Origin of the sequence: Paraconexibacter sp. AEG42_29, assembly GCF_040581415.1 — a bacterium.
Classification (GTDB): Bacteria; Actinomycetota; Thermoleophilia; order Solirubrobacterales; family Solirubrobacteraceae; genus Paraconexibacter.
The window spans coordinates 3,084,684-3,108,012 of record NZ_CP114014.1; the positions used below are offsets into that span (position 1 = coordinate 3,084,684).

Annotated in this window: 24 protein-coding genes; 6 read left to right on the forward strand and 18 right to left on the reverse strand. The window is 73.2% G+C overall.

Annotated features, from left to right (window positions below; translation table 11 throughout):
- Positions 1-21: 21 nt before the first annotated feature.
- The 4 genes from DSM112329_RS15060 to DSM112329_RS15075 all read right to left on the reverse strand — a co-directional run bounded on the left by DSM112329_RS15060 (position 22) and on the right by DSM112329_RS15075 (position 3,682).
- The gene (locus DSM112329_RS15060) at positions 22-534 is read right to left on the reverse strand and encodes a hypothetical protein (protein ID WP_354697370.1); all 513 of its coding nucleotides are present in this window, start codon (positions 532-534) and stop codon (positions 22-24) included.
- A 203-nt stretch (positions 535-737) separates the two neighbouring features.
- Complete coding sequence (locus DSM112329_RS15065) at positions 738-1,886, reverse strand: hypothetical protein (RefSeq protein WP_354697371.1); 1,149 nt, start codon at positions 1,884-1,886, stop codon at positions 738-740.
- Positions 1,887-2,285: 399 nt separating this feature from the next.
- The gene (locus DSM112329_RS15070; RefSeq protein WP_354697372.1) at positions 2,286-3,176 is read right to left on the reverse strand and encodes a hypothetical protein; all 891 of its coding nucleotides are present in this window, start codon (positions 3,174-3,176) and stop codon (positions 2,286-2,288) included.
- Positions 3,173-3,682: a sigma-70 family RNA polymerase sigma factor gene (locus DSM112329_RS15075; RefSeq protein WP_354697373.1), complete on the reverse strand. Its 510-nt coding sequence runs from the start codon at positions 3,680-3,682 to the stop codon at positions 3,173-3,175. Before DSM112329_RS15075 ends, DSM112329_RS15070 begins: the two co-directional genes overlap by 4 nt.
- 258 nt (positions 3,683-3,940) lie before the next feature.
- Here DSM112329_RS15075 and DSM112329_RS15080 point away from each other — a divergent pair, with 258 nt between their 5' ends.
- On the forward strand, positions 3,941-4,438 hold the full coding sequence (locus DSM112329_RS15080; RefSeq protein ID WP_354697374.1) for a hypothetical protein: 498 nt from the start codon (positions 3,941-3,943) through the stop codon (positions 4,436-4,438).
- Here DSM112329_RS15080 and DSM112329_RS15085 read toward each other — a convergent pair.
- Positions 4,435-4,938, reverse strand: a complete 504-nt coding sequence (locus DSM112329_RS15085) for an SRPBCC family protein (protein ID WP_354697375.1) — start codon at positions 4,936-4,938, stop codon at positions 4,435-4,437. The genes DSM112329_RS15080 and DSM112329_RS15085 overlap by 4 nt on opposite strands.
- A gap of 163 nt (positions 4,939-5,101) precedes the next feature.
- On the opposite strand from DSM112329_RS15085, the gene DSM112329_RS15090 reads away from it, so the two are divergent.
- Positions 5,102-6,475 carry a hypothetical protein gene (locus DSM112329_RS15090; RefSeq protein WP_354697376.1) on the forward strand — a complete coding sequence of 458 codons (1,374 nt, stop codon included), beginning with the start codon at positions 5,102-5,104 and terminating at the stop codon, positions 6,473-6,475.
- Positions 6,476-6,496: 21 nt separating this feature from the next.
- On the opposite strand, the gene DSM112329_RS15095 is transcribed toward DSM112329_RS15090, so the two are convergent.
- Both DSM112329_RS15095 and DSM112329_RS15100 read right to left on the reverse strand, forming a co-directional pair.
- Positions 6,497-7,990, reverse strand: a complete 1,494-nt coding sequence (locus tag DSM112329_RS15095) for a hypothetical protein (RefSeq protein WP_354697377.1) — start codon at positions 7,988-7,990, stop codon at positions 6,497-6,499.
- Between the two features lie 108 nt (positions 7,991-8,098).
- Positions 8,099-9,094 (reverse strand): hypothetical protein, encoded by a 996-nt coding sequence (locus DSM112329_RS15100; protein WP_354697378.1) that lies wholly within the window; start codon positions 9,092-9,094, stop codon positions 8,099-8,101.
- 117 nt (positions 9,095-9,211) lie between these two features.
- On the opposite strand from DSM112329_RS15100, the gene DSM112329_RS15105 reads away from it, so the two are divergent.
- Positions 9,212-9,949, forward strand: a complete 738-nt coding sequence (locus DSM112329_RS15105; RefSeq protein ID WP_354697379.1) for an SDR family oxidoreductase — start codon at positions 9,212-9,214, stop codon at positions 9,947-9,949.
- 12 nt (positions 9,950-9,961) lie between these two features.
- Here DSM112329_RS15105 and DSM112329_RS15110 read toward each other — a convergent pair whose 3' ends face one another.
- Complete coding sequence (locus tag DSM112329_RS15110) at positions 9,962-10,546, reverse strand: hypothetical protein (protein ID WP_354697380.1); 585 nt, start codon at positions 10,544-10,546, stop codon at positions 9,962-9,964.
- Between the two features lie 106 nt (positions 10,547-10,652).
- Here DSM112329_RS15110 and DSM112329_RS15115 point away from each other — a divergent pair, with 106 nt between their 5' ends.
- Positions 10,653-11,693, forward strand: coding sequence for an LLM class F420-dependent oxidoreductase (locus tag DSM112329_RS15115; RefSeq protein WP_354697381.1), 1,041 nt, complete (start codon positions 10,653-10,655; stop codon positions 11,691-11,693).
- A gap of 9 nt (positions 11,694-11,702) precedes the next feature.
- On the forward strand, positions 11,703-12,902 hold the full coding sequence (locus tag DSM112329_RS15120) for a nucleotide disphospho-sugar-binding domain-containing protein (RefSeq protein WP_354697382.1): 1,200 nt from the start codon (positions 11,703-11,705) through the stop codon (positions 12,900-12,902).
- Here DSM112329_RS15120 and DSM112329_RS15125 read toward each other — a convergent pair.
- The 3 genes from DSM112329_RS15125 to DSM112329_RS15135 form a co-directional block, all read right to left on the reverse strand.
- Positions 12,899-13,516, reverse strand: a complete 618-nt coding sequence (locus DSM112329_RS15125; protein WP_354697383.1) for a hypothetical protein — start codon at positions 13,514-13,516, stop codon at positions 12,899-12,901. The genes DSM112329_RS15120 and DSM112329_RS15125 overlap by 4 nt on opposite strands.
- 60 nt (positions 13,517-13,576) lie before the next feature.
- Positions 13,577-14,749: a cellulase family glycosylhydrolase gene (locus DSM112329_RS15130; protein WP_354697384.1), complete on the reverse strand. Its 1,173-nt coding sequence runs from the start codon at positions 14,747-14,749 to the stop codon at positions 13,577-13,579.
- Between the two features lie 71 nt (positions 14,750-14,820).
- Positions 14,821-15,963: a cellulase family glycosylhydrolase gene (locus DSM112329_RS15135; protein WP_354697385.1), complete on the reverse strand. Its 1,143-nt coding sequence runs from the start codon at positions 15,961-15,963 to the stop codon at positions 14,821-14,823.
- Between the two features lie 62 nt (positions 15,964-16,025).
- On the opposite strand from DSM112329_RS15135, the gene DSM112329_RS15140 reads away from it, so the two are divergent.
- Complete coding sequence (locus DSM112329_RS15140; protein WP_354697386.1) at positions 16,026-17,162, forward strand: glycosyltransferase; 1,137 nt, start codon at positions 16,026-16,028, stop codon at positions 17,160-17,162.
- Positions 17,163-17,179: 17 nt separating this feature from the next.
- Here DSM112329_RS15140 and DSM112329_RS15145 read toward each other — a convergent pair whose 3' ends face one another.
- The 7 genes from DSM112329_RS15145 to DSM112329_RS15175 form a co-directional block, all read right to left on the reverse strand.
- Positions 17,180-17,755, reverse strand: coding sequence for a hypothetical protein (locus tag DSM112329_RS15145; protein WP_354697387.1), 576 nt, complete (start codon positions 17,753-17,755; stop codon positions 17,180-17,182).
- Positions 17,756-17,759: 4 nt separating this feature from the next.
- Entirely contained in the window at positions 17,760-18,494 is a 735-nt protein-coding gene (locus DSM112329_RS15150) for a 3-oxoacyl-ACP reductase family protein (RefSeq protein WP_354697388.1), read from the reverse strand.
- A complete protein-coding gene (locus tag DSM112329_RS15155; protein ID WP_354697389.1) occupies positions 18,491-19,840 on the reverse strand; it encodes a class I adenylate-forming enzyme family protein in 1,350 nt (449 codons plus the stop codon). Before DSM112329_RS15155 ends, DSM112329_RS15150 begins: the two co-directional genes overlap by 4 nt.
- A gap of 12 nt (positions 19,841-19,852) precedes the next feature.
- Positions 19,853-20,086 (reverse strand): hypothetical protein, encoded by a 234-nt coding sequence (locus DSM112329_RS15160; RefSeq protein ID WP_354697390.1) that lies wholly within the window; start codon positions 20,084-20,086, stop codon positions 19,853-19,855.
- Positions 20,087-20,174: 88 nt separating this feature from the next.
- A complete protein-coding gene (locus DSM112329_RS15165; RefSeq protein WP_354697391.1) occupies positions 20,175-21,065 on the reverse strand; it encodes a glycosyltransferase family 2 protein in 891 nt (296 codons plus the stop codon).
- Between the two features lie 10 nt (positions 21,066-21,075).
- A complete protein-coding gene (locus DSM112329_RS15170) occupies positions 21,076-22,224 on the reverse strand; it encodes a glycosyltransferase family 4 protein (protein WP_354697392.1) in 1,149 nt (382 codons plus the stop codon).
- A gap of 1 nt (position 22,225) precedes the next feature.
- Entirely contained in the window at positions 22,226-23,323 is a 1,098-nt protein-coding gene (locus DSM112329_RS15175; protein WP_354697393.1) for a glycosyltransferase family 4 protein, read from the reverse strand.
- Positions 23,324-23,329 lie beyond the last annotated feature (6 nt).

Sequence of the window (23,329 nt, forward strand, 5' to 3'; positions counted from 1 at the left end):
GGTTCCCGGCGGAACGGCCTGCTACTTGTGGCCCATCCTGAGGATCTCGATCATCATCTGCTTCTTGCCGCCGCTGTCACCGCGGCGGTGGAACGCCACGAGGCCGCCGGAGACGGCCATGTGCGTCTCCTGACCCTCGACCATGGTCAGCTTGTGGCCGTTGACGATGACGTAGGGGCGGCCGACGCTCGGGTTGAACAGGTAGAAGTAGAACGTCTGGCGGTTCGTGGCCCGGACGATGACGCCCATCGGGTTGGCCGTGTAGTCGTTCCAGCGGCCGCCGTTGGCGTGGAGGTTGTGCACGAACGGGGTCACGTCGCACGGGTCGTGCCTGGTGCCGAACTGGTAGTGGATGCTCACGTGGCCGTTGGGACAGTAGGCGGCCGTCGTGTTGACCGTGCTCTTGTTGACCACGTGCAGGTTGATCGGGTTGCCCTTGTAGACGTACGAGGCGTTCGACGACGACGTGGACACGGTCATCGCGGTCAAGGCGAGGGCCAGCATCGTGGCCAGCTTGAGGGTCCTGCGGAGCATTGCGTGTTCTTTCTCTCTGATGGACGAGCCCGACTCAGGGAGGTCCAGCGCACCACCGTGCGCCGTCGCTGCTCTCTGGACCGAGCGGCGATCGTGTCCGAAGCGACGGGCTTGGTCAATCCACCATTCGTCCGCCGATCGATCCCCAGTTTTGCCAGCAGCCGGGGAGCGACCTGCAGCGCGTTCGCCCGCTCGACCGCCTGCTACGCGCCGACGTCGCGGGTCTCGCTGCCCGGGCCGCGGCGCGACTCGTCGTCGACCCAGGCGACCACTGCCGCGCTGAGCGCACGTGGCGAGGGCGACGCCTCACGGGCGCTCGCGACGAGCTGAAGGGAGGCAGGCACGACGCGCCGGTCGGCGCGGAGGATCGGGGCGAGGGCGGCCGCCTCCCGCACCGCCGGCACTCGGCGCAGCGCGCGGAGCCCGCCCGCGGCAAGGCGACGCACCCCGTCCGCGCCGACGACCGCCTGCACGAGCGACGCGGACGCAACGAGCAGGAATGCCCGGACCGCGCGACGGGTGGCGTCGTCGAGGTCCACGGCACCGAGCAGGCCCGGGACGATGGCTCCCAGCGCCAGCGCGGACCCGAGCGCCGCCCCGAGCTGCATCGCCCGGCGACCGGACCGCCCCGCGGCCACGGTTCCGACGGCGACCGCGGCCGCCACCGCCGCCAGCACAGGCCAGGCCGTCGTCGCGAGCATGAGGATCCACGCCGCCACGACCGACCAGGCCAGGACGACGACCCACCGTCCCGATCGCTGCGCCGGCAGCTCGCCCCTCGCCGCGACCGCCCGCGGCGTCCCGTCCTCCTGCGTGAGGGCGCGCCGGTAGACCGCGACCTGGATCACCGAGAACACGACGGCGCTGGCGACCTGCGACAGCGCGGACAGCCCGAGGGCGGCGGCCGTTCCCGTCGGCAGCAGTCCACCGGTGAGCTCGACGATGCGGTCGTAGGAGTCGACGTACGCGTCGATGCCGCCGACGACGACCGCCAGGAAGAAGGTCGTCAGCAGCGCGTAGTGCGCGAGCCGGACGGCGAGGCAGGCGGCGATCAGTGCGTTGCGGCCGCGTCCCCCCGCGTACATCGCTCCGAGCAGCGGGGCGCTCAGCGCCTGCGTCACCGGCCCGCTGATCCGCGCCGGTCCCATGACGGCGACCGTCTCGGTCATCACGGCCAGCGAAGCCCCGTAGCCGCCCCGCGCTCCGGTCCGGGCGCCGATCCGCGCCAGTGCGACCCCGCCGGCGAGCGAGACCCAGAACGCACCGACAGGCGTCACCCGACCCGCGAGGAACGACACGGTCCCGACGTGAGCGAGTCCCTCGACGGACGGGGGCGGCGGGGACGTCTGCACGATGCCGGTCACAGTACGTGGGCCGGCCTCCGCCGGTGCGCCGGGTCGCGGACTGAGCGTGGCGTCTCCGATCGTCACGCAGGACGGCGGCCGCCGGTCTGGCCACCGTCCGGGTCCCTGCCCCGCCTCCTCAGCTCAGTCATAGGACGTGCGGAGGATGAACTCGATCTGGGCTACGAAGACGTCGGTGTCAATTCGCGTGCTCGAGGGCGAGCGACACTGGGTCGGGGTTCGGCGGCTGCGCAGCGGCGCTCACGGCGTCTTCCCGCGGTGCTCACCATCGCTCGGACTGACCCGCGGGGCGCCGGCGAGCGGTGGCAGCGGACGGCATGACGGCGATGCTGACGGGTGTCGGCTGCCCTCGCCCTGCGGACGTCCCGGGCTCGCAGCCTGAGCCCGTCAGCGACCGTGCGGGTGGCTGGGCGCGGGCCTGGCGATCGTGCCCGGGGGGACCTGGATGGCGAGCAGCCGTTCGTTGGCAGCGGTCGCCGGGAGGCGCTCGTAGGTGGCGACGGTGAAGCGGATCATCGGCCGCACGTCCTGCCGGTCGGCCCCGAACTCCATCGTGCCGCCCACCGGCACGAACGTGTCCGGATCGACGTCATAGGTGAAACGGCTGAAGCCGGCGTCGTCCGTCAACGCGGTGACGAGCCGCCTCACCGTCCGGCCGCCGACGGTGCGCTCCCCCGTGTCCGTGACCTTGCCCGAGGCCAGCGCCGCCTCGAGGCTCGCCGCCGCGTTCCCGGACGCGCTCGGTCCGAGGAGCCCGGGGCCGGCCGCCCCGACGGCGTCGCTCCTGCGGGCCGTGACCTGCAGCTGGTTCTGTGAGCGGTCGTAGCTGCGCAGAGCGCCGTCGGCGTAGGCGTACTCGGACGGGACGCCGGCGGCGGCGCGCGCCGGCAGGAGTCGCCAGCGAGCCGGGTCCGATGCCAGCCACCACTCGGTCGACGACGGGGCCAGCTCAGGGCTGCCGACGTAGTCGAGGTCGATCTTGACGTGGAGGATCCCGGCACCAGGGGCGAGCGCCGCGCGGGCTTCGCTGACGATATCCAGGCGCTTGCCGGCCGACCCGCCGTCGATGAGCGCGCCCGCGGCGAGGATGACGAAGGCGAGCGCGACCGCGAGGCCGCCCGCGAGCACGGGTCCCCGCCGCGACATGCGCACCCGCGGGCGCTCGAGGACGTCGCGTCCGGGGACCGTCACCGCCAGCGGTCGCAGATCATGAGCTGCGTCGTCCGGCGACACGGGGTTGGCCGCCCGCAGGCGGTCGATGGGATCGGTGACGGTCATGGAGCCTCCGCTGCGGTGAGTGTTCGGTGGGACGAGTCGGGTCGGCCGGCGAGCTCGGCCGACAGCCGCGTGCGGGCGCGGTGCAGGCGGACGGCGAGCGTCCCCGTCCGCAGCCCGAGCGCGGCGGCAGCCTGGGCGGGCGTGAGCTCCTCCCAGGCGATCAGCATGAGGAGCTCGCGGTCGGACGGGCTGAGGGCCGCCAGCGCGGCGGCGAGGGCGTGGTCGCCGGGGATCGCCGGCGGATCGATGTCCGCCGGGACGTCGCGCGCCATGCGCTCGCGGAGCGCGGCGAGACGCCGGTGACCGCGACGCTGGTTGGCCAGGACCCGCCGGGCGGTCCCGAAGAGCCAGGGCGCCGCATCCTCCGGCACGCGCTCGGGACGACGGCACACGATGGCCCAGACCTCGGCGCATGCGTCGTCGGCGTCCGCGGGGCTGCTGCGACGCAGCGCATAGGCACGGACGGCGACGGCGTGTGCTTGGTAGAGATCCTCGGCCGATGCCACGAAGAGCAAGTGTCCGGCAACCGCGCCCGGATTACACGCCTGACCACGTGAGCGCTGCATCGCGCAGCTCCCTGGCCCTGCGACCGAGTCAGGGGTGTCCACCGACTGCGGCTGCGAGGATGGCGGGATGCCGGGTCCACCCACCGCGACAGGCGCACCATAGGCGCGCGGCTGGCACGCCTCGCGCTCGGCCTCTGGCTGTTCGGGACCGGAGAGGGTCTCGTCGTCCACAGCGCCCTGGGCAACTCGCCGTGGTCGGTGTTCGCCGAGGGCGTGTCGCTGCACACCCCGCTCTCGATCGGGACGGCGACGGTCGCGGCGAGCTTCGTGATCCTCGTGTGCTGGCTGGCGCTGCCGGTCCGTCCCGGCCTGGGAACGATCGCCAACGCGCTGTCGATCGGGCTCGTCATCGACCTCACGCTGGAGCTGCTCGGCGGGACGTCAGGCCACGTGACCGTCCAGGCGGTCGAGGTGCTCGCCGGGATCGGGCTGGTCGGCATCGGCTCCGGCCTCTACCTCGGTGCGGCGCTCGGTCCTGGGCCGCGCGACGGTCTCATGACCGGCCTGCACGCGCGGACAGGCACACCGATCGCTGCTGTCCGGGCGGGCATCGAGCTGAGCGCGCTGGTCCTAGGCGCGGTCCTCGGCGGGACCGTCGGCGTCGGGACGGTGGCGTTCGCGCTGCTGGTCGGGCCGGCGGTCCAGGCGTCGATGGCCGCGCTACCGGCGGCCACGACCGCCGCCGCGGACGACTAGTCGCGACCGGTCTCCCCGGCCGTGGGCGGGCGCTCCGACCTGCACCCCGCGCCCGGGCCGGTCTCGGCCGCTTCGGCGAGCCGGGCGACCGCCAGCACTGCAGCCGGCGAGGCGGGACGTCCGAGCATGCGCCCGAGCACGGCGCCGAGCGGGCGCGCCAGGATGCCGCTGAGCGCCACGCGGTGCGTGATGCGGGCTCCGCCGCCCGGCAGCTCGACGACCTCGTAGAGGTAATGGCCCTGGGCGAGACGCGGCCCGTGACCGTGGGTCCCGGTGTGGACGAGGCGCCGTCCCTCGTCGACCTCGCCGACCACCACGTCGACCGGCCGGGCGCCGGCGGGCTTCCAGCGTCCCGGCGTCCCGGGTCGCAGCGGCCCGTCCTGGGAGGCCCACTCCAGGCGCGGGTGCCACTCGGGGCGCAGCGCCGGGTCCGCCCAGACGGCCCACACGGCACCGGTCGACGCGGTCGTGTCGGCGGACGACTCGGCGACGGTGCGCATGCCCGGGGTACGCGTCCCCGGCCGCGGTCGATCGCTCCGGATCGAGAACGACGGTCCCGTGACTGCACGCCGTTCAGGGCGGGTCCCTCGCAAGATAGGCTCGGACGGTGCTCGACCTTCCCCGAGGCGACCGCGGCGCAGCGTCTCCGCGGTCTGACCGTGCTTGACTGATCTGGCGATCCGCAGACGACTGTTCAGCGGCGCACGGGCGCAGCTGCTCAACCACGTGGTGATGGTCGTTGCTCAGCTGGCGGGCATCGCGCTCTTCACCGCGCACTGGGGTCTGGACCTCTACGGCGAGTGGCTCATCCTCGCCGCCATCCCGGCGTACCTGACGGCAAGCGACCTCGGGTTCGTCACGGCGTCGATCAACGAGATGGCGATGTCAGTCGGCCGCGGCGACTCCGCGCAGGCCGCGGCCGTGCTGCGTGCGGTGTCGCTCCTTCTGATGGTGGTTGCTGTCGGCGTGGGTGCCTTGGCCCTTCCGGCCTGTCTCCTGCTCCCGCTCGACGACTGGCTGAACCTCGACCAGATCGACAGCGCGACGGTGACGCTCGTCCTGCTCGTCCTGGCGGCGGACGTCGTCGCCGCGCTGTACGGCCGCCTGCTCTACGGCGTCCTCGCCAGCCAGGGCCTTTACGCCCAGGGTTCCAACTGGATCACCGCGATCATCGTCGCGCAGACGACGGCGATCGCCGCGGTGCTGATTCTCGGCGGCGGCCCCGGAGCGGTCGCGGTCGCGATGCTGACGGCACGCGTGCTGACGACCACGGCGATCTACGTCTTCGTGCGGCGGCAGGTGCCGTGGGTCGCCGCTCCGGACGCAGCGCCAGCCGGCGCGCGGACCGTCCTCAGACCGCTGCTGGCACCGTCGCTGGCCTCGGGCGCGCTTCCTCTCGGGTACGCCCTGAACCTCCAGGGAGTGCTGATCCTCGTGGGCGTCGTGTCGGGGTCGGCGGCTGCCGCGGTCTTCGCGACGCTCCGAACCGTGAGCCGGCTGCTCTACACCCTCCTCAGCGCGCTCATCGCTGTGATCTCGCCCGAGATCGCACGCGCGTTCGCTGCCGGGGACGTCGCCCTGGTCCGTCGGCTGCATCGGGGTGCGGTGCAGCTCGCGGTCTGGGCGGCCGCAGCGGCACTTGCCTTCCTCGCCGCGTTCGGCTCACCCATGATCGAGTTGTGGACCTCGGGCCGCATCGACTCGGGCGGCACCCTCTTCCTGCTGTTCCTCGTCGGTGCCGGCGTGAACGCGCTGTGGTTCACGAGCTCGACGGTCCTGGTCGCCACGAACCGCCACGGCCCCCTCGCCGTGCGCTACCTGGCGATCTGCGTGCTCACGCTGCCTGCTGCGTATGCGCTCCTCGAGCTCGTCGGCTCCGAGGGCGCAGCGATCGCGCTCATCGGCACGGAGCTTGCCATGGCGGTGGTCGTCCTGCGCCGCGCGCTCCCCGCGGTATCGGACACGTTCGGCGGGCTGGTGATGTCGCTACGACCGCCGACGCCGGCAGCAGTCAGGAGCCTGGTCCGCAGCGGCTGACTGCCTTGCGTCGACCGGCGCTCAGCGCCGCTTCACCTTGCAGGGGACGAACGACGTCGTCGCCACCGCCCGTTGCCGGCCCAGCTCGTCGTAGGCGACCAGGCGCGCACGCCCGGGGCGCTTGGGGAGGGCCATCGTGATCGTGGTGGTGGCCGTCCGGCGGCCGGCGGCGTCGGGGTCACGGACCTCTCGACGCAGGCCGCCGGGCAGCGCGATCACGAACCGCCGATACGGCTCCGGCTCCGCGCCGAGGGTGAAGCGCACCCGCACCCGGCGCGCGGAGCAGCGGCGGGCCAGGGTGATTCGCAGCGGGCCCTCCACGCGAGTGGGGGCATGGATCAGACGAGGCAGGTCGGGCCGGCCGCACGGGCCTGGCCGGGTCGCCGGCGGCGGGTTCGACAGCACCCGCGCGACCGCGGCGACGTAGGCAGCTGCCGACGGCCGCATCACGGCGGTGACCGGGTCCGCCAGCCCGAACCACTCGGAGCCCTCGAAGGCCAGCTGCTGCTGCGTGACCCAGGCGTACGGCTGCACGGTCCCGAGGCCGCAGTCAGACGCGGCCAGCAGCTCGACCACCTCGCCGAGGTACCCGCCGCGGATCTCGTCGGTCACCGGCGTGATGTCGGTCAGCAGGACGCCGCCCGACGTCGTCCACCCGGTCTCGTTGACGTCGATCGCTGTGTCCCGTGCACCGAGCTCGTCCAGGGTTCGGCGGAACGCGACCACGTCCTCGAGGACCTGCTGCGGGATCCGTCGATAGATCGTGACGCCGACCGCGTCCATCTCCTTCACGAGGGAGGGTCGGGCGGCGACCATGGCGCGCAGGAAGCGCGATGCGGTGTCCTTCCCCTGCGCGAGGCCGCCGACCGCCACGCGTGCCTGCGGCTCAGCGGCGATGATCGCGGCCCGCACCCCGGCGTAGAACTCGGCGTACGTCGGGGCGGTCCACGACATGTCCAGGTTGGCCTCGTTCCACACCTGGTAGGTCGTCACGGGGACGTACGGCAGCTCCGGATGGTCCCGCCAGAACCGCCCGCCGCGGCCGTACCGCTCGGCGAAGGCGGTGGCGAACGCCGCGAATGGCTTCAGCGGGGCCGGGCCGGCAGCCGTCCCCGGCACCGTGCCCGCCCACGCCGATGAGAAGCCGAGGATGACGTCCCAGCGCAGCCCGTTACGGGCCAGGCCGCCCGCAGTGGCATCGGTCAGCGTCCACCGGAAGCGATGCGCGCCGGTCGCCCGGTCGGGCGCCTCCGGCTCGGCATGGTTCCAGTCGGCGATCACCCGCACCGACTGCAGGGGCGTCCGCCCGATGGCCTCGGCGTGAGGGGCTTCGTCGATCGGGCCCCGGAGGTCATCGTCGTGCCACAGCAGCCCGCCGCTGATGCCGAATGTCGGCGGCGCGGCAGCGGACTGCTTGCGCGCTTGCGCCCCAGGCGCGCCCACCCCCGCGCAGGCGAGCGTCGCCGACGCCAAGACGACGAAGCGCCGCAGCGGCGAGCCCCCTGTCAACCCCATGGCCGCGATCGTACCCGGGATGCCGACCCGGTACGACGTTTTCAGGCCTATTCCACGTTTTCGGCCCATGTTGGCGCCTCGCTACCTGTCCGGCCGATCAGGCGACGCTCAGCGCGGTGTCACCTTCGCCACCGCGCGCTGCAGCTCGCCGACGGAGACCGCACCCTCGAACCGGGCGGCCACACGACCCGCCTTGTCGACGACGAAGAACCACGGCTCGCTCGGCAGGCGGTACGCCCGCAGCTGCGGCCGGTAGCCCTTGGACGCATCGTTGTCGTTGAAGATCTCCTGGTGGATGAACGCGACGCGGCTGCCGACGGCCGCCCCCACCTGCGCGGCGATGTCGACGACGGGGCCACAGACCCGGCTGACGCACAGCTGCGGCGTGGCGAAGACCAGGACGATCGGCTTCTTGCCCAGGACGTCCGCGAAGTCGGTCTTGAGCAGGTCGACGTCAGGCGGGACGCGGGTCGTGATCTTGGTCGCGTCCCCCGCGACCGAGGCGAGGGTCGGCGTGTGGATCCGCGGCGCCCGGTCGCCCACCTTCGGCGGCGTGTTGCCGCTGCCCAGCACCTCCATCGAGCGCTGGCTGGTGGCAAGCAGCCGGCCGTCGACGCGGGCGACGGCCAAGACGAGATACTTCCCGGTCTTGGTGAACGGGACGTCGGCGACGTAGACGCTCTTGGCGGAGTCGGGGTCCTGGCTGGTGGTCCGGCTCTCGAACTGCGGCTTGACCACGAGCGACTCCGAGCGCGCGATGTACGGCCCGCGGACATGCGACCCGTCCGCGTCCGCGATGTACAGCGCGGCACCCGCCCCGGCGATCTCCTTGCGGGCCACGTCGAACAGGCCGAAGCCGAAGCGGTTGCGCCCGGGGGTGAGGACCGACACCGTCGGCGACAGGACCGGCCCCTCGGCCATTCCCGCCTGCAGCGCGCCGAGCGACTTCCCAGCGGGCTTCGGGAAGTCCTGCGCCGCGGCGGTCGGCGCGGGCTGGGCGGGCGGTGCCTTCCCGTCGCCGTCCTCCGACGAGCCGCACCCGGCGGCGGCCAGCGTGAGCAGGACGGCCCCGGCGAGGGTGGCCGATCGACAGGCGCGAAGCATTGCGCGGCATCCTGCCATGCCGGGCGGGGACGGGACGCCGGTGGCGCAGGCACGTCGTGAGCGTCTGGTTGGATAGCGGCGGCAGCGACACCTGGCGACGAGAGGGCGGGACACGACATGACGCAGCGAGCAGCACTGGTCACGGGAGCATCGAGCGGCATCGGCCTGGCGATCGCCGAGATGCTGGGCGACGAGGGCTACGCGCTCACGGTCGCCGCCCGGCGGCCGGAGAAGCTCGAGGCGGCGGCCGACGGCCTACGGGCGAAAGGCCTCGAGGTCCAGCACATCGCCGGCAACCTGGGTGACGAGGCGACGATCGAGTCGGTGGTCGCCGCCCACGTGGAGCGTTACGGGCGGCTCGACGTCCTCGTCAACAACGCCGGCGTCGGCGTGGGCCAGCCGGCCGACGCGCTGACCACCAAGATGATCGACATGCAGATGAACACGAACCTGCGCGCGATCTTCCTCTTCTACCGGGCGGCCCTCCCCCACCTGCGCAAGGCCGGCGCGGAGCACCGCAACGCGCTCGTCGTGAACACGTCGTCGATCAGCGGCATCCGCGGCGAGGCGTGGCTCAGCGTCTACTCGGCCACCAAGCACGGCGTCATCGGCTACACCGAGGCCATGAACAAGGAGCTGGGGACCGCGGGCATCAAGAGCACCGCGCTGTGCCCGGGCTTCGTCGACACGCCCATGACCGACTTCGTCAAGGAGCACGTCCCGGCGGACGCGATGATCCGCCCGGAGGACGTCGCCGAGGGCGTCCGCTTCCTGCTGCGGACGACTCCGGGCTGCGTCATCCCCGAGATCCGCTTCGAGCAGCCCGGCGGCGGTCTGGACCACCTGCCGGGCTGACCCGCGGATCGATCAGGCGGGCGTGAGCTCCTGCTCCCGATCGGCCAGCTCGCGCTCGCGCTCCACGCGGTCGAGGGCACGCTGCGTGTCGCGGTCCTCGCGGCGGCTGCGCAGGAAGCCCCAGTTGCCGTCGTCCTCCGCGGCCTCGCGGGCACGGCGGTCGCGGGCGGTCGCCTGGTGCTCGGAGATCGCGTCCCCGAGGGCGGGCACCACGAAGGCCTCGCGGCTGTGACGTTCGCGGCGGATCTCCTGGTGGGCCTGGATCGCAGAGCCGAGGTCGCTGACCGGAGCGGACTGCTCCTCCATCAGGCTCGCCTCGAGGTAGGTGCGCAGGATACGGAGCTCACGCTCGCTGGCCCGGCGCGCGCGCTTGACCCCGGCGAACGCGTCCCACGCCTTGGCGAACGAGACGAAGCTCGTGCGGCCACCGCAGCGGTGGGCGGCGAGCATCGGGCAGACGCCGCCTTCGCGGTCGGAGTAGGCGCCGACGATGATGTCGTTGGTGTTGATGCCCTCGAGCATCGCGCTGCGGGTCTTCTCGGGCAGGCAGTCGATCGCGAGTCGCAGATCGTCTGCCGGTGAGCGTCGGGTTCGCATAGGTAGGCTTGCGCGCCCCGGTCGGAATCGGGCGCCTCCGGTGCCCAGGGTACGGATGGTTCGTCCAAACCCCAAGACATTCCCCTCCCCCTGAATGAGGTCTTGCATGAAGCTCGGAGTGCACATCGGCTACTGGGGCCTCGGCCTCACCCGCGAGGACCAGCTCTCGATCGTCCAGGAGGCGGAGCGCCTCGGGTACGACTCGGTCTGGACCGCCGAGGCCTACGGCTCCGACGCAGCGACGATCCTCGGCTGGATCGCCGGGCAGACGACGACCATCAAGATCGCGTCGGGCATCCTGCAGATGCCGGGCCGGTCCGCCGCGATGACGGCGATGACCGCGGCGACCCTCGACCAGCTGTCGGACGGCCGCATGATCCTCGGCATCGGGTCGTCGGGCCCGCAGGTCTCCGAGGGCTGGCACGGCGTCCGGTTCGGCAAGCAGCTGCTGCGCACGCGCGAGTACGTCGACGTCCTGCGGATGACGCTCGACCGCCAGCGCCTCGAGTACCACGGCGAGTCGATCGACCTCCCGTTGCCGGACGGCCCCGGCAAGGCGCTGAAGCTCACGATCGCCACCGTCCAGGACCGGATCCCGATCTACATCGCCGCGATCGGCCCGAAGAACACGCAGCTGGCAGCCGAGATCGCCGACGGCGTCATCCCCACCCTCTTCTCCCCCGAGCACGTCACCGTGATCCGCGACGAGCTGCAGATCGGCGTCGACCGAGCCGGTAACGGCAAGACGCTCGACGACGTCGCCATCGCCCCCGCTGTCCAGGTCTTCGTCGGGGACGACCTCGAGGAGGCGCGCAACCTGATGCGCCCGTTCATCGCGCTGTACGTCGGCGGCATGGGCTCGCGGAAGCAGAACTTCTACAACACGATGGTCCGACGGTACGGCTTCGACGACGCAGCCCAGACCATCCAGGACCTCTACCTGGACGGCAAGAAGGACGAGGCTGCGGCGGCGATCCCGGACGAGCTGATCGACACCGTCTCGATCTGCGGACCCCCGGACCACGTCCGTGAGCGCCTCGCCGCGTACAAGGCCGCCGGGGTGCACACGCTCGGGGTGACGCCTATGGCGTGGACCCGCGAGGGCCGCATCGAGCAGCTGCAGAAGATCGCCGAGCTTGCTGAATAGCGCCTGCCGGTGAAGGTCCTCCTGGGCGCGTTCGGCGATCCCGGCCACACGTTCCCCGTCATCGCGCTCGGCGTTGCGCTCCGCGCCGCCGGGCACGACGTGACGCTCGAGACGTGGAAGCGGTGGCGGCCCGAGGTCGAGGCCGAGGGCCTCGCCTTCGCCGCTGCGCCCGAGTACGACGTCTTCCCCACCGAGGGCCGCTACCTGAAGCCGTACGAGGCGGTGGCGCGGGCGACGGTCCACACGCGCGAGCTCGTGCGGACCCTACGGCCGGACGTCGTCGTCCAGGACATCCTCACCCTCGCCCCTGCGCTCGCCGCGGAGCTCGAGGGCATCCCGGTCGCGACCCTCGTCCCCCATGTCGACCCTCGCCCGGCGTCGGGCTTCCCGCCGTACTCGATCGGTGCGCGACTCCCCCGTACGGCCGGCGGACGGCGGCTGTGGGACGGGCTCGCGCCGCTCGTCCGCCGCGGCCTGATCACCGGCCAGGCCGAGCTCAACGAGACCCGGCAGCGCCTCGGCCTTCCGGCGCTGGACCACGTCCACGGCGGGATCTCCCGCAGCCTGTGCCTGGTCGCCACCTTCCCCCAGCTCGAGTACCCGCGTCCCGGCGACCTGGACGCGCCCAACACGCACGTCATCGGGCCGCTGCTGTGGGAGCCGCCGACCGGCGACGTGGCGCTACCGGCGGGCGACCCGGCGGCGCCGCTGGTCCTGGTCGCGCCCTCGACCGCGCAGGATGCCGGGCACCGGCTGCTCAGGGCCGCGCTGGAGGGGCTCGCGGCCGAGCCGGTGCGCGTCCTCGCGGCGACGAACCGGAGGCCGCTCGCCGAGCCCGTCCCGTCCGTCGGCGCGAACACCCGGCTCGTGGACTGGCTGTCCTACGCGCGGACGATGCCCCACTGCGACGTGGTGGTCACGCACGCCGGCCACGGGACGATGGTCCGCGCGCTGGCGAGCGGCTGCGTCGTGGTCGCGGTCCCGGCGGCCGGCGACATGAACGAGAACGCGGCGCGCGTGGCGTGGGCGGGCGCCGGGGTCCGCCTACCGCGGCGGCTCGCCACGCCGCAGGCCGTCCGGCTCGCGGTCGGCCTGGCGCTGGAGCGCCCGGCGCTGCGGGCACGGGCGCAGGAGTTCGGCCGCTGGGCCGCCGGCAACGACCCGGCAGCGCGGGCGGTCCACCTGATCGAGCACCTGGTCCAGCGCTAGCGGCAGGCCACGCGCAGCTCGTGCAGCCGCTGGCGATGGGGGCGCAGCGCCCGGCGATCGACGCCGAAGAAGCGGTCGAACGCTCGGGCGAACTGCGCCGAGGACTCGGACCGCACCGCGACCTCGAGAGCGTCGGCGGCCCGGCCCAAGCGGTCGTAGACGAGCAGCTCGCCCTGCCGGTACCGCAGTGCGTCCCGGCACGGGACGTCGGACACGGACCGTCGCAGCGTCTGGTTCATGGCCCGGCCGGCTGCCGCCTGCCGCCGGACGGCCGACGCGTACCGGCGGATCGCCGTGACGCAAGGGCGGACCTGCTTGCAGCCCGTGATGTCGCCGAGGCGGAGCACCGCGTCGACGTCACCGCGGCAGGTCGCCCGGAAGGCGGCGACCAGCGCGGAGGTGCGCGGGAGCGCGCGGCAGGCCCGGTCCGCGGCCCTCACGCGGGCGGGGACAGGACGCCGGGCGTCGAGCGTCACCGCGCGCTTGCGCACCTCGACGATCGCCGCGTACTGCGACGGCGCAATCGGCGGCTCGGCCGCGGCGGCCCCTGTCGCGAGGAGCAGGCCGGCGATCACCGCGACGCTCACCGCCCAATGTCCAGCCGGTCGACCCATGCACCGGAGCGTAGGGTGTCGACGCCCGTCGTGCTCCGGTTTTCGTTGTGTCGCCGACCGTCAGCGACGAGCGGCCGCCGCATAGGCGGTGCGGACGGCGGCCAGCGCCGGCTTCGGCGTGCCGTCGAAGCCCGTGAGCCCGTAGTTGTGCTGCGGGTCGTCGGCATCGACGCCGATGTCGCGCAGGCGGTAGACGAAGACCCCGCTGGCGATGTCGATGCCCCAGGTGGCCGTCTGCAGCATGGCCAGCGACCGCACGAGGTAGTCCGCCTGCTGATCGGGCGAGACGCCGTCGAGCCAGAGCGACCCGCGCAGGGTGCTCGTGTTCCAGCCCAACTCGGACAGCCAGACCGGCGTGCGGTCGCCGCGAGCGTCGCGCGCGGCACGGATCGCCCGCAGCCCTTGGAGGAACGTCGCCGAGGCCCAGCGCGCGTCGATCAGCGCCTCGGGATCGCGCCCGTCGTTGTAGGGATGGACCGACAGGACGTCGTAGAACCCGTTGATGCCGGCGTCGTAGAGGCGCTGGAGGAACGCGGCGTCGCCCCCGGCGAGCGCTCCGGCGAGGACGGGCGTGGCCGGCGCTGCCCGCTTGATGAGCGGATAGGCGGCTTTCAGCAGCCGCGCGTACGCGAGGGCGGCATCGGGTGCACTCCAGAACGACGTGAGGTTGGGCTCGTTCCACACCTCGATGCCGGCCAGGCGCGAGCCGTAGCGGCGCGCCAGAAACGCCGCGAACTGCCCGTACGTCGCCGGATCGGCGGGCGGGGTGACGGCGGCGGCCTGCCCGCCCGCTGCGGCAGCGCAGAGCGAGGAGCCGTCCGCCGGCGGGACCGCTGCCCAGCACGGGGTGCGCAGCGGAGTCAGCAGCACCTTGACCCCGCGGGCGGCTGCCCGCGACACCAGCGCATCCACCCGACTCAGGTACCACCCCGCGTACTCACCCCGCCTCAGGGGCTCCAGGCCGGCCCAGTCGAGGGCGACCCGGACGCTGTTCGCGCCCATCGCGGCTGCGGCGTCGACGTCGGCGAGCTCGGCCGAGGCGGGCTCGAAGAAGCTGATGTCGATCGCGACGCCACGCTGCTCCAGGCGGGGCGACGACGAGAGCGTCGGCGACGGCGGACCGGGCCTGACCGCCTGTGCCGCGGGTGCGGCGACGCAGAGCACCAAGAGCGCGAGGATGGGGGCGTGCGCGCGGCAGCCCAGACGACGCAGGAGCCGACCGCGAGAGGACATGCCTCCGTTGTCGGACGAAGATCGACCGGCTTGATAGGCGATGCACCGTCAGCGGACGAGCGTCGGAGCGATCAGTCCTTGCCGCCGAAGGCCGCGCGGACCGCCGCGAGCGCCGGCTTCGCCCTGCGGGCCTTCGTGATGAGGCCGTAGTTCTGGTCCGGCACCGCGGGGTCGGCGCCGACGTCACGCAGCCGGTAGACAAAGACTGCCTCGGGGAAGCCGATGTCGCCGCCCGGCGATCGCAGCAGCTCCAGCGCCCGGCGCAGGTACCGCGCCTGCTGCGCCTCGGTGACGCCGTCCAGGAACGGCTGCCCGCGCTGGGTGCTCGTGTTCCACCCGATCTCCGTCACCCACACCGGTCGCCGCTCGTCGTGCCGGTCGAGCGTCTCCCGCAGCCGGCGCAGCCCCTGCAGGACGGTGGTCTGCGCCAGGGCCGGATCGACGAGGGTGTCGGGCGCGCGTCCGTCGTTGTAGGCGTGGACGGACAGCACGTCGAAGTGGCCGTCGATCCCGGCGGCGTAGAGGTCGTCGAGGAAGGTGCCGGTGACCCCGGCACCCGCGAGCGCGCCCGCCACCACCGGGACCGACGGCGCCGCCCGCTTGACCGCGGGATAGACCGCCTTGAGCAGGCGTGCATAGGCGGCCGCCGGGTCGGGCGTGTCCCAGGTGCCCCGCAGGTTCGGCTCGTTCCAGACCTCGATGCCCATGAGGGTGTCGCGATAGCGGCGGGCGAGGAACGCGAGGAAGTCGGCGTAGTCGCCGGAGCGCGTCGGCGGGAGCCGCGCCGTCTGCGCGGATCGCTCCGGGGTCCCGCAGCCGGTCGTGCCGTCCGGTCCGGGCGTGGCGACCGCCCAGCAGGGCGTGGTCACCGGCGTCAGCAGCACGCGCAGCCCGCTCTCTCGCGCGCGCCGGAACAGCGTGTCCAGACCGTCGAGGTAGTAGCCGGCGTACCTGCCCTTCGCGATCTCGAACGTCGACCACTGCACGCTCACCCGCAGCGCCTCGGCGCCCATCGCGGCGGCGATGTCGACGTCCGCGACCACCGCGTCCGGCGGCTCGCCGAAGACGACGTCGACCGCGACTCCCCCCACCCGCGTCGGCGGTCCCGAACCCGACCCGCACGACGCGAGGGCAGGCGCCGCCAGTGCCAGCAGCACGAAGAGGAGGAGACGCGCGTGCCCGGGGGCCCGTCGGAGCAGAGAGGCGCGCGACATCCGGGCGAGGATCGCACAGACGACCGGGTGCGTCCCGGACCTCCTTTGCCAGACTTCGCGCGATGCCGCCCGCCACGCAGCCGCCGGACGCCCCGCCCCGGCCCGGGCCCCTCGCTCCCGTCCTCGTCCACGACTACCTGCTCGTGTACCGCGGGGCGGAACGCTCGTTCGCGCAGATCGCCGCGTGCTGGCCGGGCGCGCCGGTCGCCTCGCTGCTCTATGACCACGAGGTGCTGGGCCCCCACCTGCAGGGACACCCGGTCCGCACGTCGCGCCTGCAGCGCCTGTCCGTCGACCAGCAGCACTTCCGTCGCCTGCTGCCGCTGTATCCCGCGGCCGCCGAGCGCCTGCCGGTGAGCGGCCACGACGTCGTCGTGTCGAGCAGCAGCGCATTCGCCCACGGCGTCCGCCCCGATCCGGGTGCTGTACACGTCTGCTACTGCTACACGCCGTTTCGCTACGCCTGGTTCGAGCGCGAGCGCGCGGCGGCCGAGCTCCCGGCCCCGCTGCGCCCCGCGCTCGCCGCAGCGCTCGCCCTGATCCGCCGCTGGGACGTTGAGGCATCGCAGCGCGTCACCCACTACATCGCGATCTCCGAGTTCTGCCGCGAGCGCATCGAGCGGACGTACGGGCGCGACTCCGAGGTCATCTTCCCGCCGGTGGACACCGAGCGCTTCACGCCGACCGACCCCGAGGACTTCCTCCTGGTGGTGACCGAGCTCGTCCGCCACAAGAACGTCGAGGTCGCGCTCGCCGCGGCCGAGCGGGCCGGACGCCCCATCAAGGTCGTCGGCGTCGGGCCGGACCTCCCCCGGCTCGAGGCGCTGCACGGACACCACGCGGAGTTCCTCGGCCGGATCTCCGACGCCGAGCTCACCGAGCTTCACCCGCGCGCGCTGGCGCTCGTCGTCCCCAACGTCGAGGAGTTCGGCATCGCGGCCGTCGAGGCACAGGCCGCCGGGCGACCGGTGATCGCCCCCGACGACGGCGGCACCCGCGAGACGGTCATCGACGGCGAGACCGGCGTGCTGCTCCCCCGGGTCGACGTCGCGACGCTGACCGAGGTCATGACGACGGTCGACTTCACGCGCTTCCGTCCCGAGCGCTGCGTCGAGAACGCCAGCCGGTTCTCCGAGGCGTCCTTCCGGAGTCAGATCACCCGGGCGGTCGAGCGCGCGGCGGCGCAGCGCGGGCGCTGACCGCCGCCTCCGGCGCGTCAGCCGTGGCCGGTGGCGGCGAGCGGCACGTTGCCGCGCGGCGTGACCATCATCCGGGGCGGGACGTCGCGGGTGACAACGCTGTTCGCGCCGATCACGCAGTCGTCGCCGATCGTGACACCGCCTACGAAGACGACGCCGGGGTACACGGTGACGCGGTCCCCGATGACGGGCCGCCCGTCCTGCGCGTCGCCGGCCAGCGTGACGTTGTGGCCGAGGCCGACATTCGTGCCGATCTTCGAGCCGGCCGCGAGCAGGACCCCGATCGGGTGCGGGATCTCGAAGCCGGGGCCGATCTCCAGCTTGCCGCTCCAATCCATCGAGTGCAGGCGCACGAAGAAGTTGCGCCAGATCCACCACGTGGCGCGCGGGCTCGCGTTCGCGACGCGCACGACGAAGACGGCCTGCAGGGACGGGTTGACCAGCAGGCGCGGGATCGCCAGGAGACGCCGCCGCCGGGGCGACTCCGGGGCCTTGTGGCTGCAGTGCGCGTGGTAGTCGGACCGGTACAGCGCGATGACCGAGCTGTGGGCGGTCGTGCCGGGCGGGTGGACGGGCGACGGCACGGCGGTCATGGCCTCACGCCGTCAGGCCGCCGTCGACCACGATGGTCTGGCCTGTGATGAACCCGGCGGCGGGCGAGGTGAGGAAGACGACGACCGAGCCGATGTCCTCGGGCTCGCCGAGCCGCCCGGCGGGGGTGCGCCGGGCGATCTGGTTCAGCTGCGCCTCGTCGAGCCCGTGGGACATCTCGGTCCGCAGGTAGCCGGGTGCGACCGAGTTCACCGTGATGCCGCGTGAGCCGAGCTCCCGCGCCAGCGACCTGGTGAAGCCGTCGAGGCCTGCCTTCGTCGCCGAGTAGATCGAGAGCCCGCGGTAGCCGGCGGTGCCGACGACCGAGGAGATGTTCACGATGCTGCCCGAACCCTGCCGCAGCATCCGGCGCGTGACGAGCCGCGTCATCACGAACGTCGCGCGCAGATTCAGGTCGAGCACCGTGTCGATGTCCTCCTCGAGCGCCACGGCGATCATGCCGTCACGGGCGATGCCGGCGTTGTTGACGAGGATGTCCACCCGGCCGAAGCGCGTGACGACCTCCCCGACGAAGGCCGCGGCGGCGGCGCTGTCGACGATGTCCACCGCGGCGAAGAGGAACCGGTCGGCGGTGGCCGGGTCCGCGGCCCAGCGCTCGGTGCGGTCCGTGGCGCTGCGGCTGCACGTCGCCACGATGTCCCCGTTCGCGAGGAAGGAATCGACGATCCCTGCTCCGAGCCCACGGCTCCCGCCGGTGATGATGACGACGCGAGGGGTCATGGCTTTGCCTCCAGGGCTGTACGGACGGTCTTGTTGCCGCGAACCTCGAGTGCCTCGACGATGCGGATCCGGCGCGGCCGGCCGGCCGCGGGCTGATCGGCGCACGCCGCCCGGACCCCGGCCAGCACCGCGTCGCCGTCGGCGCCGTCGTCGAGGACGACGTCCGCGGCGACGATCTGCCCGGTGATGGCGTTCGGGCGACCGTAGACCACGGCCGCGGCCACACCCGGGACCGACGCGATGAGCTCCTCGAGCGGCAGCGGATGGATCTTGGCCCCGCCGACGTTGATGATCTCGACCGTCCGCCCGACGAAGTGCAGGCGGCCGTCGCGCTCCTCGACGAGGTCACCGGTCGCGTGCCAACCGTCCCCGGCCGCGGCGTCCTGGCCCTGGTAGCCGAGCATCGCGTTGCGCGAGCGCACGTGCAGCTCGCCGTCGACGACCTTGAAGTGGGTGTCTGCGGACTCGTCACGGTCCAGGATGGAGACCGGCAGACCGCTGAGCCCGTCCCGCACCGAGACGACCGAGCCGAACTCGGTCCCGGCGTAGATGTGGGAGATCCCGGCGGCAGGAAACGCGGCGCGCAGGCGATCGATCACCGAGGCCGGCGCGGCCTCACCGCCGAGGGTGATCTGCTCGAGGGCCAGTTCGCGCGGCTCGGCCGCAAGCACCCCGAGCAGCATCCGCCAGAACGTCGGGGTCGCGCTGACGGAGGTCACGCGGTGCTCGAACATCGCGTCGATGGCGTCGCGGGCGTGCGTCGACGACGGCACGACGATCGTCGCCCCGTTCACGAGGCCGTGCAGCAGCACCTGGAAGGCGGCGAACTGGTTGATGTTGTAGGCCAGCAGCCAGCGGCCGGCGGCCTTGTCGGGGTTGCGGCGGACCGCGCGCAGGAGCCGCGCCCAGTCGTGACGCACGCCCTTGGGCGTCCCGGTGGTGCCGGTCGTGAGGATGAGGACAGTGCTCGCGGCGGGCGCGGGGAGCTCGTCGTCGGCGCTGCCGGCGAGCGCGTCGAGCGTCAGCCCGCCGGACCGGCCACGGTCGACCAGGACGGTCTCGTGGCCGAGGCGCTGCGCGAGCGTCGCGGTCGCCTCGGCGTCCAGCCCGCGCGGATAGACGCACGCCTCGACTCCGGCGGCGGAGGCGGCCGCCAGCACCGACACCACGTCGACCGGGTCCTGGACCGCGCAGCCGACCGCGACGATGCCCCGCGCGTGGAGCCCGCCGGCGATCGACCCCGCGGCGGACACCAGCTCGGCGTACGTGATCGTGCGACCGGCGGCGATGATCGCCTGGCGCTCGGGGTGCTCCGCCGCGGTGGTGCGCAGGACGTCGATCAGCACCGGGCGCCGTCCTCAGGCATAGAAAGCGACGAGTTCCCCAACGGTCGCGGGAATGATGCCCTGGCTGTAGGGGTCGCTGCCGAGCTCGTCCTCCAGCGCGGCCGACAGCTCGGCGAGCTCGAGCGAGTCGAGGTCCAGGTCGGGGCCGATCTTCGACTCGTGCGTGATCTCCGGCGGTGTGTCGCCCCGCCGCGTGATCAGCTCACGGATGGTGTCGGTGATCGTCTGCTCGGGTCCTTGCGTCATACGTATCCCATCTCGTGGCTGCCTGGTCGCGCGCTGCGCAGGGCCGTGTCCTCCCAGCCCGCTGCGCCCGGCGGCATCGTATAGCGAATCAGCGGTCGGGTTCGACCGGCGCCATGCTCTCGAGCGCCGACTCGTAGAAGCCCAGCCCGGAAGTCGGTCTTTTGGACATCCGCTCCCGGTACCGGTGGTGGACCCAGATCAACGGCAGCAACGCTTTGAGCCACAGCGGCCGGGCGTGGTCGCGCCGGGCCCGCTGACGCAGGCCGAGCAGCCATTTGGCCTCGTCGGGGTGGCCGAGGTGGCCGAGGGTCAGCGATTCGGCGTGGACGCGGTAGAGGCGCGCGGTCTCGCGCAGCATCACGATCCGTCCCCGCACGGTCAGCGAGGCCGCGAGCGCCCAGTCCTCGAAGAACTCGATGTCGTCGGCGAACCCCCCGGCGTCGCGGACCACGGCGGTCGGGAAGAGGGCGGGACCGGTCGTCGTGAACGGGCAGTAGAGCTGCGCGATCACCGCGAACAGCCGCGGGCGCCGCGAGAGCCGGTACATGAGCGACCGCGGCCACGGCCAGCGCTCGCCGGGGCCGGTCTCCGGGGTCCAGCGGAGGCTGTCCATGGTGACCGCGACGTGGCGGGGATCGGCCTGCAGGACCGTCAGCATGCGGGCCAGGGCCCCGGGCAGCATGAGGTCGTCCGCGTCCCAGAACATCACGTACGGCGCGCGGACCTCGGCGAGCCCGCGGTTGCGCGCGCCGCCGACCCACACCCGCTCGGCGGTCCGTACGACGTCGACCTCAGCCGGGAGCTCCGGCATCGGGACGTCCGAGGCGTTGTCGACCACGACGATCTTGATGCTCACGCCGGCCTGCGCCTGCAGCGACTCCACCGCGGCCGGGACGTACGCGACGTGGGCCCCCCAGGCGGGGATCACGACGCCGATGGCGGCGTCGGGCTGGTCGACGGCTGCGGCGGTGGGCGGCACGTCAGCGACCCTATGCCTTGCCGCGGGTCGGCGAGGCGAGCTCGCGGTAGCAGGCGGCCATTTCGCGGACGACGCGATCCATCAGGAACCGCTCGCGCGACCGCCTGCGTCCGGCCGCCGTCAGCTCGGCGCGGAGCCCGGGGTCGCCGAGCACGCGGTTCACGGCGTCGCCGAGCGCGGCGTGGGCGCCCTCGGGTACCACGAGACCGGCGTCGGCCACGACCTCCGGAAGCGCGCCGTTCGCGTAGGCGACGACCGGCGTCCCGACGTGCATCGCCTCGACGACTGCCAGGCCGAAGCCCTCCTTCCAGCCACCACGCTCCTGCAGCCGGCTCGGCTGGACCAGCACGTCGCAGGCGCTGACGACCGCCACCGCTTCACCCGGGCTGTGCCCCTTCAGCTTCGAGAAGCGGACGGCGTCGCCCACCCCCGCGGCCACGGCCCGCGCCCGGAGCTCGTCGCGGTAGCCCGGGTAGAACGAGTCCTCCACGCCGAGCAGCAGGATCCGCGCGCCCGGGTTCGCGGCTAGGATCGCGGGCGCGGCGTCGATCAGGTCCGTCTGCCCCTTCCCTGGGCACAGCCGTCCCGACAGCGCCACGACGGGACGTGCGTCCTCGCCGTCGAGCTCCTCGCGGAGCAGCGCGGCGCCGACCGCGTCGTCGACCTCGTAGTCGCGGATGCCGGCGAACACGACCCGCGCACGGCGAGCAGCGCGCGCGCTGAACGTCTCGTTCACGGCGGCGCTGATGCCCACGACCATGCGGCAGCGCAGGGCGACGAAGGTCGCCAGGGCCCCGTCCCAGCCGAAGTCGTACTTGAGCCACAGCACGGGCGGGCCGCCGAGCGGCGTGGCCAGGACGGCCGCCAGCGCCGCCTTGATGCCGTTGGCGTGGATGACGTCGGGCGCGGTGGCCCGAATGCTGCGGCGCAGGCGGAGCGCGTCGGTGAGGACGCTCGCGCGCCCGCGGGACGGGATGACCGTCACGTCGTGCCCGCCCTCGCGCAAGCGGCCGACGAACGGCCCGTCGTGCAGCGTCACGACACCGGCGGACCACCCGTCGCCGAGACCCTCGACGATCGAGCGCAGATAGGCCTCGCCGCCCCCGAGCTGGGCGTGCGAGGAGACGAACAGCACCTTGACGGGATCGGGCTCCGGCACGTCAGCTCCGTCCCTGCTCGGCGTCGGGCAGTGCCGCGAGGAGCGCTCGCGCGGCCGCGCCCCAGGTCCAGCGGCCGGATTCGGCGATCGCCCCGGCGCGGAGGGCAGCGTGGCCGTCGGTGTCCGTCAGCGCGTCCTGGAGCACCGCGCTCAGCCCGGATTCGGAGTCCGCGTCGTACGTGCGGCCGGTCGCGCCGTCGGCCACGAACTCCGCCGACGCACCGGTCCCCGGGCAGATGGGCACGCTGCCACAGGCCATCGCCTCGAGCATCGTCAGGCCGAGCAGCTCGGGCGGCGCGGCGCCGCCATAGCGCCGCAGGTCGACCGGGACCTGGACGGTGTGGCGCGCCCCGCGGTAGGCGGCGACCAGCTCGAGGTCGCTGACGTCGTGGCGGATCGGGACGCCGCGCTCGTGCGCGAGGGCTCGGACGCTCGCGACGTAGGCCGCGTCGTTGTTGTCCGATGGTCCGATGAGCTCCGCGCGCGCACCCTCGGGCAGCTGCTCGAGGAACCGCAGCTGTCCCTTGTACGGCTCGAAGCGGCCGACCATGAGGAAGTCCCGGTCGGGGGTCGTCCCGTCGGGCGTGAAGCGGCGCTCGTCGACGCCGCCGCGGACCGTCACGTGCCGGTCGGCCTTGATCGGGGAGATGCCCGCCTCGAACTCGCTCTGATGCGCGCCCAGGGTCGCCCCCGCCAGGGGAAGCCACGACAGCGCGTAGCCGAGCCGCGTGCCCGCGCCGTGGTCGATGACGACGAACGCCGTCCGGCGGCGGACCGGACGAACGAGGCGCAGCGTCGTCGCGGCGCGGGTGCGCCACTGGTGGCAGACGACGACGTCCGCGTCACGCAGTGTGTGCCGGAGCACCGTGGGCGCGCCCATCGCGTCGCCGACCGACAGGAAGCGCGCCCCGGGCCCGCCGACCGCCGTCCAGCCCTCGGGGACGTGGCGCTCGCGCTCGCGGGTGGCGACGACCAGCGCCCGCGTGCGCCAGGAGGGAAGCTCGCGGGTCAGCGCCTCGTGCAGGGCGACCGCGTAGCGCTCCGCGCCGCCACGCGCCCTCGCGAGGTCGGACGGGAGTAGCGAGACGAGCGTCGGCACGGGCGA

Excerpts from the sequence above, each read along its gene's own strand:
- DSM112329_RS15105 (WP_354697379.1), top strand. The coding sequence starts at position 9,212 with ATGACGCAGCGAGCAGCACTGGTCACGGGAGCATCGAGCGGCATCGGC.
- DSM112329_RS15150 (WP_354697388.1), bottom strand. The coding sequence starts at position 18,494 with ATGACCCCTCGCGTCGTCATCATCACCGGCGGGAGCCGTGGGCTCGGA.
- DSM112329_RS15140 (WP_354697386.1), top strand. The coding sequence starts at position 16,026 with ATGCCGCCCGCCACGCAGCCGCCGGACGCCCCGCCCCGGCCCGGGCCC.
- DSM112329_RS15085 (WP_354697375.1), bottom strand. The coding sequence starts at position 4,938 with ATGCGCACCGTCGCCGAGTCGTCCGCCGACACGACCGCGTCGACCGGT.
- DSM112329_RS15130 (WP_354697384.1), bottom strand. The coding sequence starts at position 14,749 with ATGTCCTCTCGCGGTCGGCTCCTGCGTCGTCTGGGCTGCCGCGCGCAC.
- DSM112329_RS15145 (WP_354697387.1), bottom strand. The coding sequence starts at position 17,755 with ATGACCGCCGTGCCGTCGCCCGTCCACCCGCCCGGCACGACCGCCCAC.
- DSM112329_RS15160 (WP_354697390.1), bottom strand. The coding sequence starts at position 20,086 with ATGACGCAAGGACCCGAGCAGACGATCACCGACACCATCCGTGAGCTG.
- DSM112329_RS15100 (WP_354697378.1), bottom strand. The coding sequence starts at position 9,094 with ATGCTTCGCGCCTGTCGATCGGCCACCCTCGCCGGGGCCGTCCTGCTC.
- DSM112329_RS15060 (WP_354697370.1), bottom strand. The coding sequence starts at position 534 with ATGCTCCGCAGGACCCTCAAGCTGGCCACGATGCTGGCCCTCGCCTTG.
- DSM112329_RS15095 (WP_354697377.1), bottom strand. The coding sequence starts at position 7,990 with ATGGGGTTGACAGGGGGCTCGCCGCTGCGGCGCTTCGTCGTCTTGGCG.
- DSM112329_RS15125 (WP_354697383.1), bottom strand. The coding sequence starts at position 13,516 with ATGGGTCGACCGGCTGGACATTGGGCGGTGAGCGTCGCGGTGATCGCC.
- DSM112329_RS15135 (WP_354697385.1), bottom strand. The coding sequence starts at position 15,963 with ATGTCGCGCGCCTCTCTGCTCCGACGGGCCCCCGGGCACGCGCGTCTC.
- DSM112329_RS15070 (WP_354697372.1), bottom strand. The coding sequence starts at position 3,176 with ATGACCGTCACCGATCCCATCGACCGCCTGCGGGCGGCCAACCCCGTG.
- DSM112329_RS15115 (WP_354697381.1), top strand. The coding sequence starts at position 10,653 with ATGAAGCTCGGAGTGCACATCGGCTACTGGGGCCTCGGCCTCACCCGC.
- DSM112329_RS15110 (WP_354697380.1), bottom strand. The coding sequence starts at position 10,546 with ATGCGAACCCGACGCTCACCGGCAGACGATCTGCGACTCGCGATCGAC.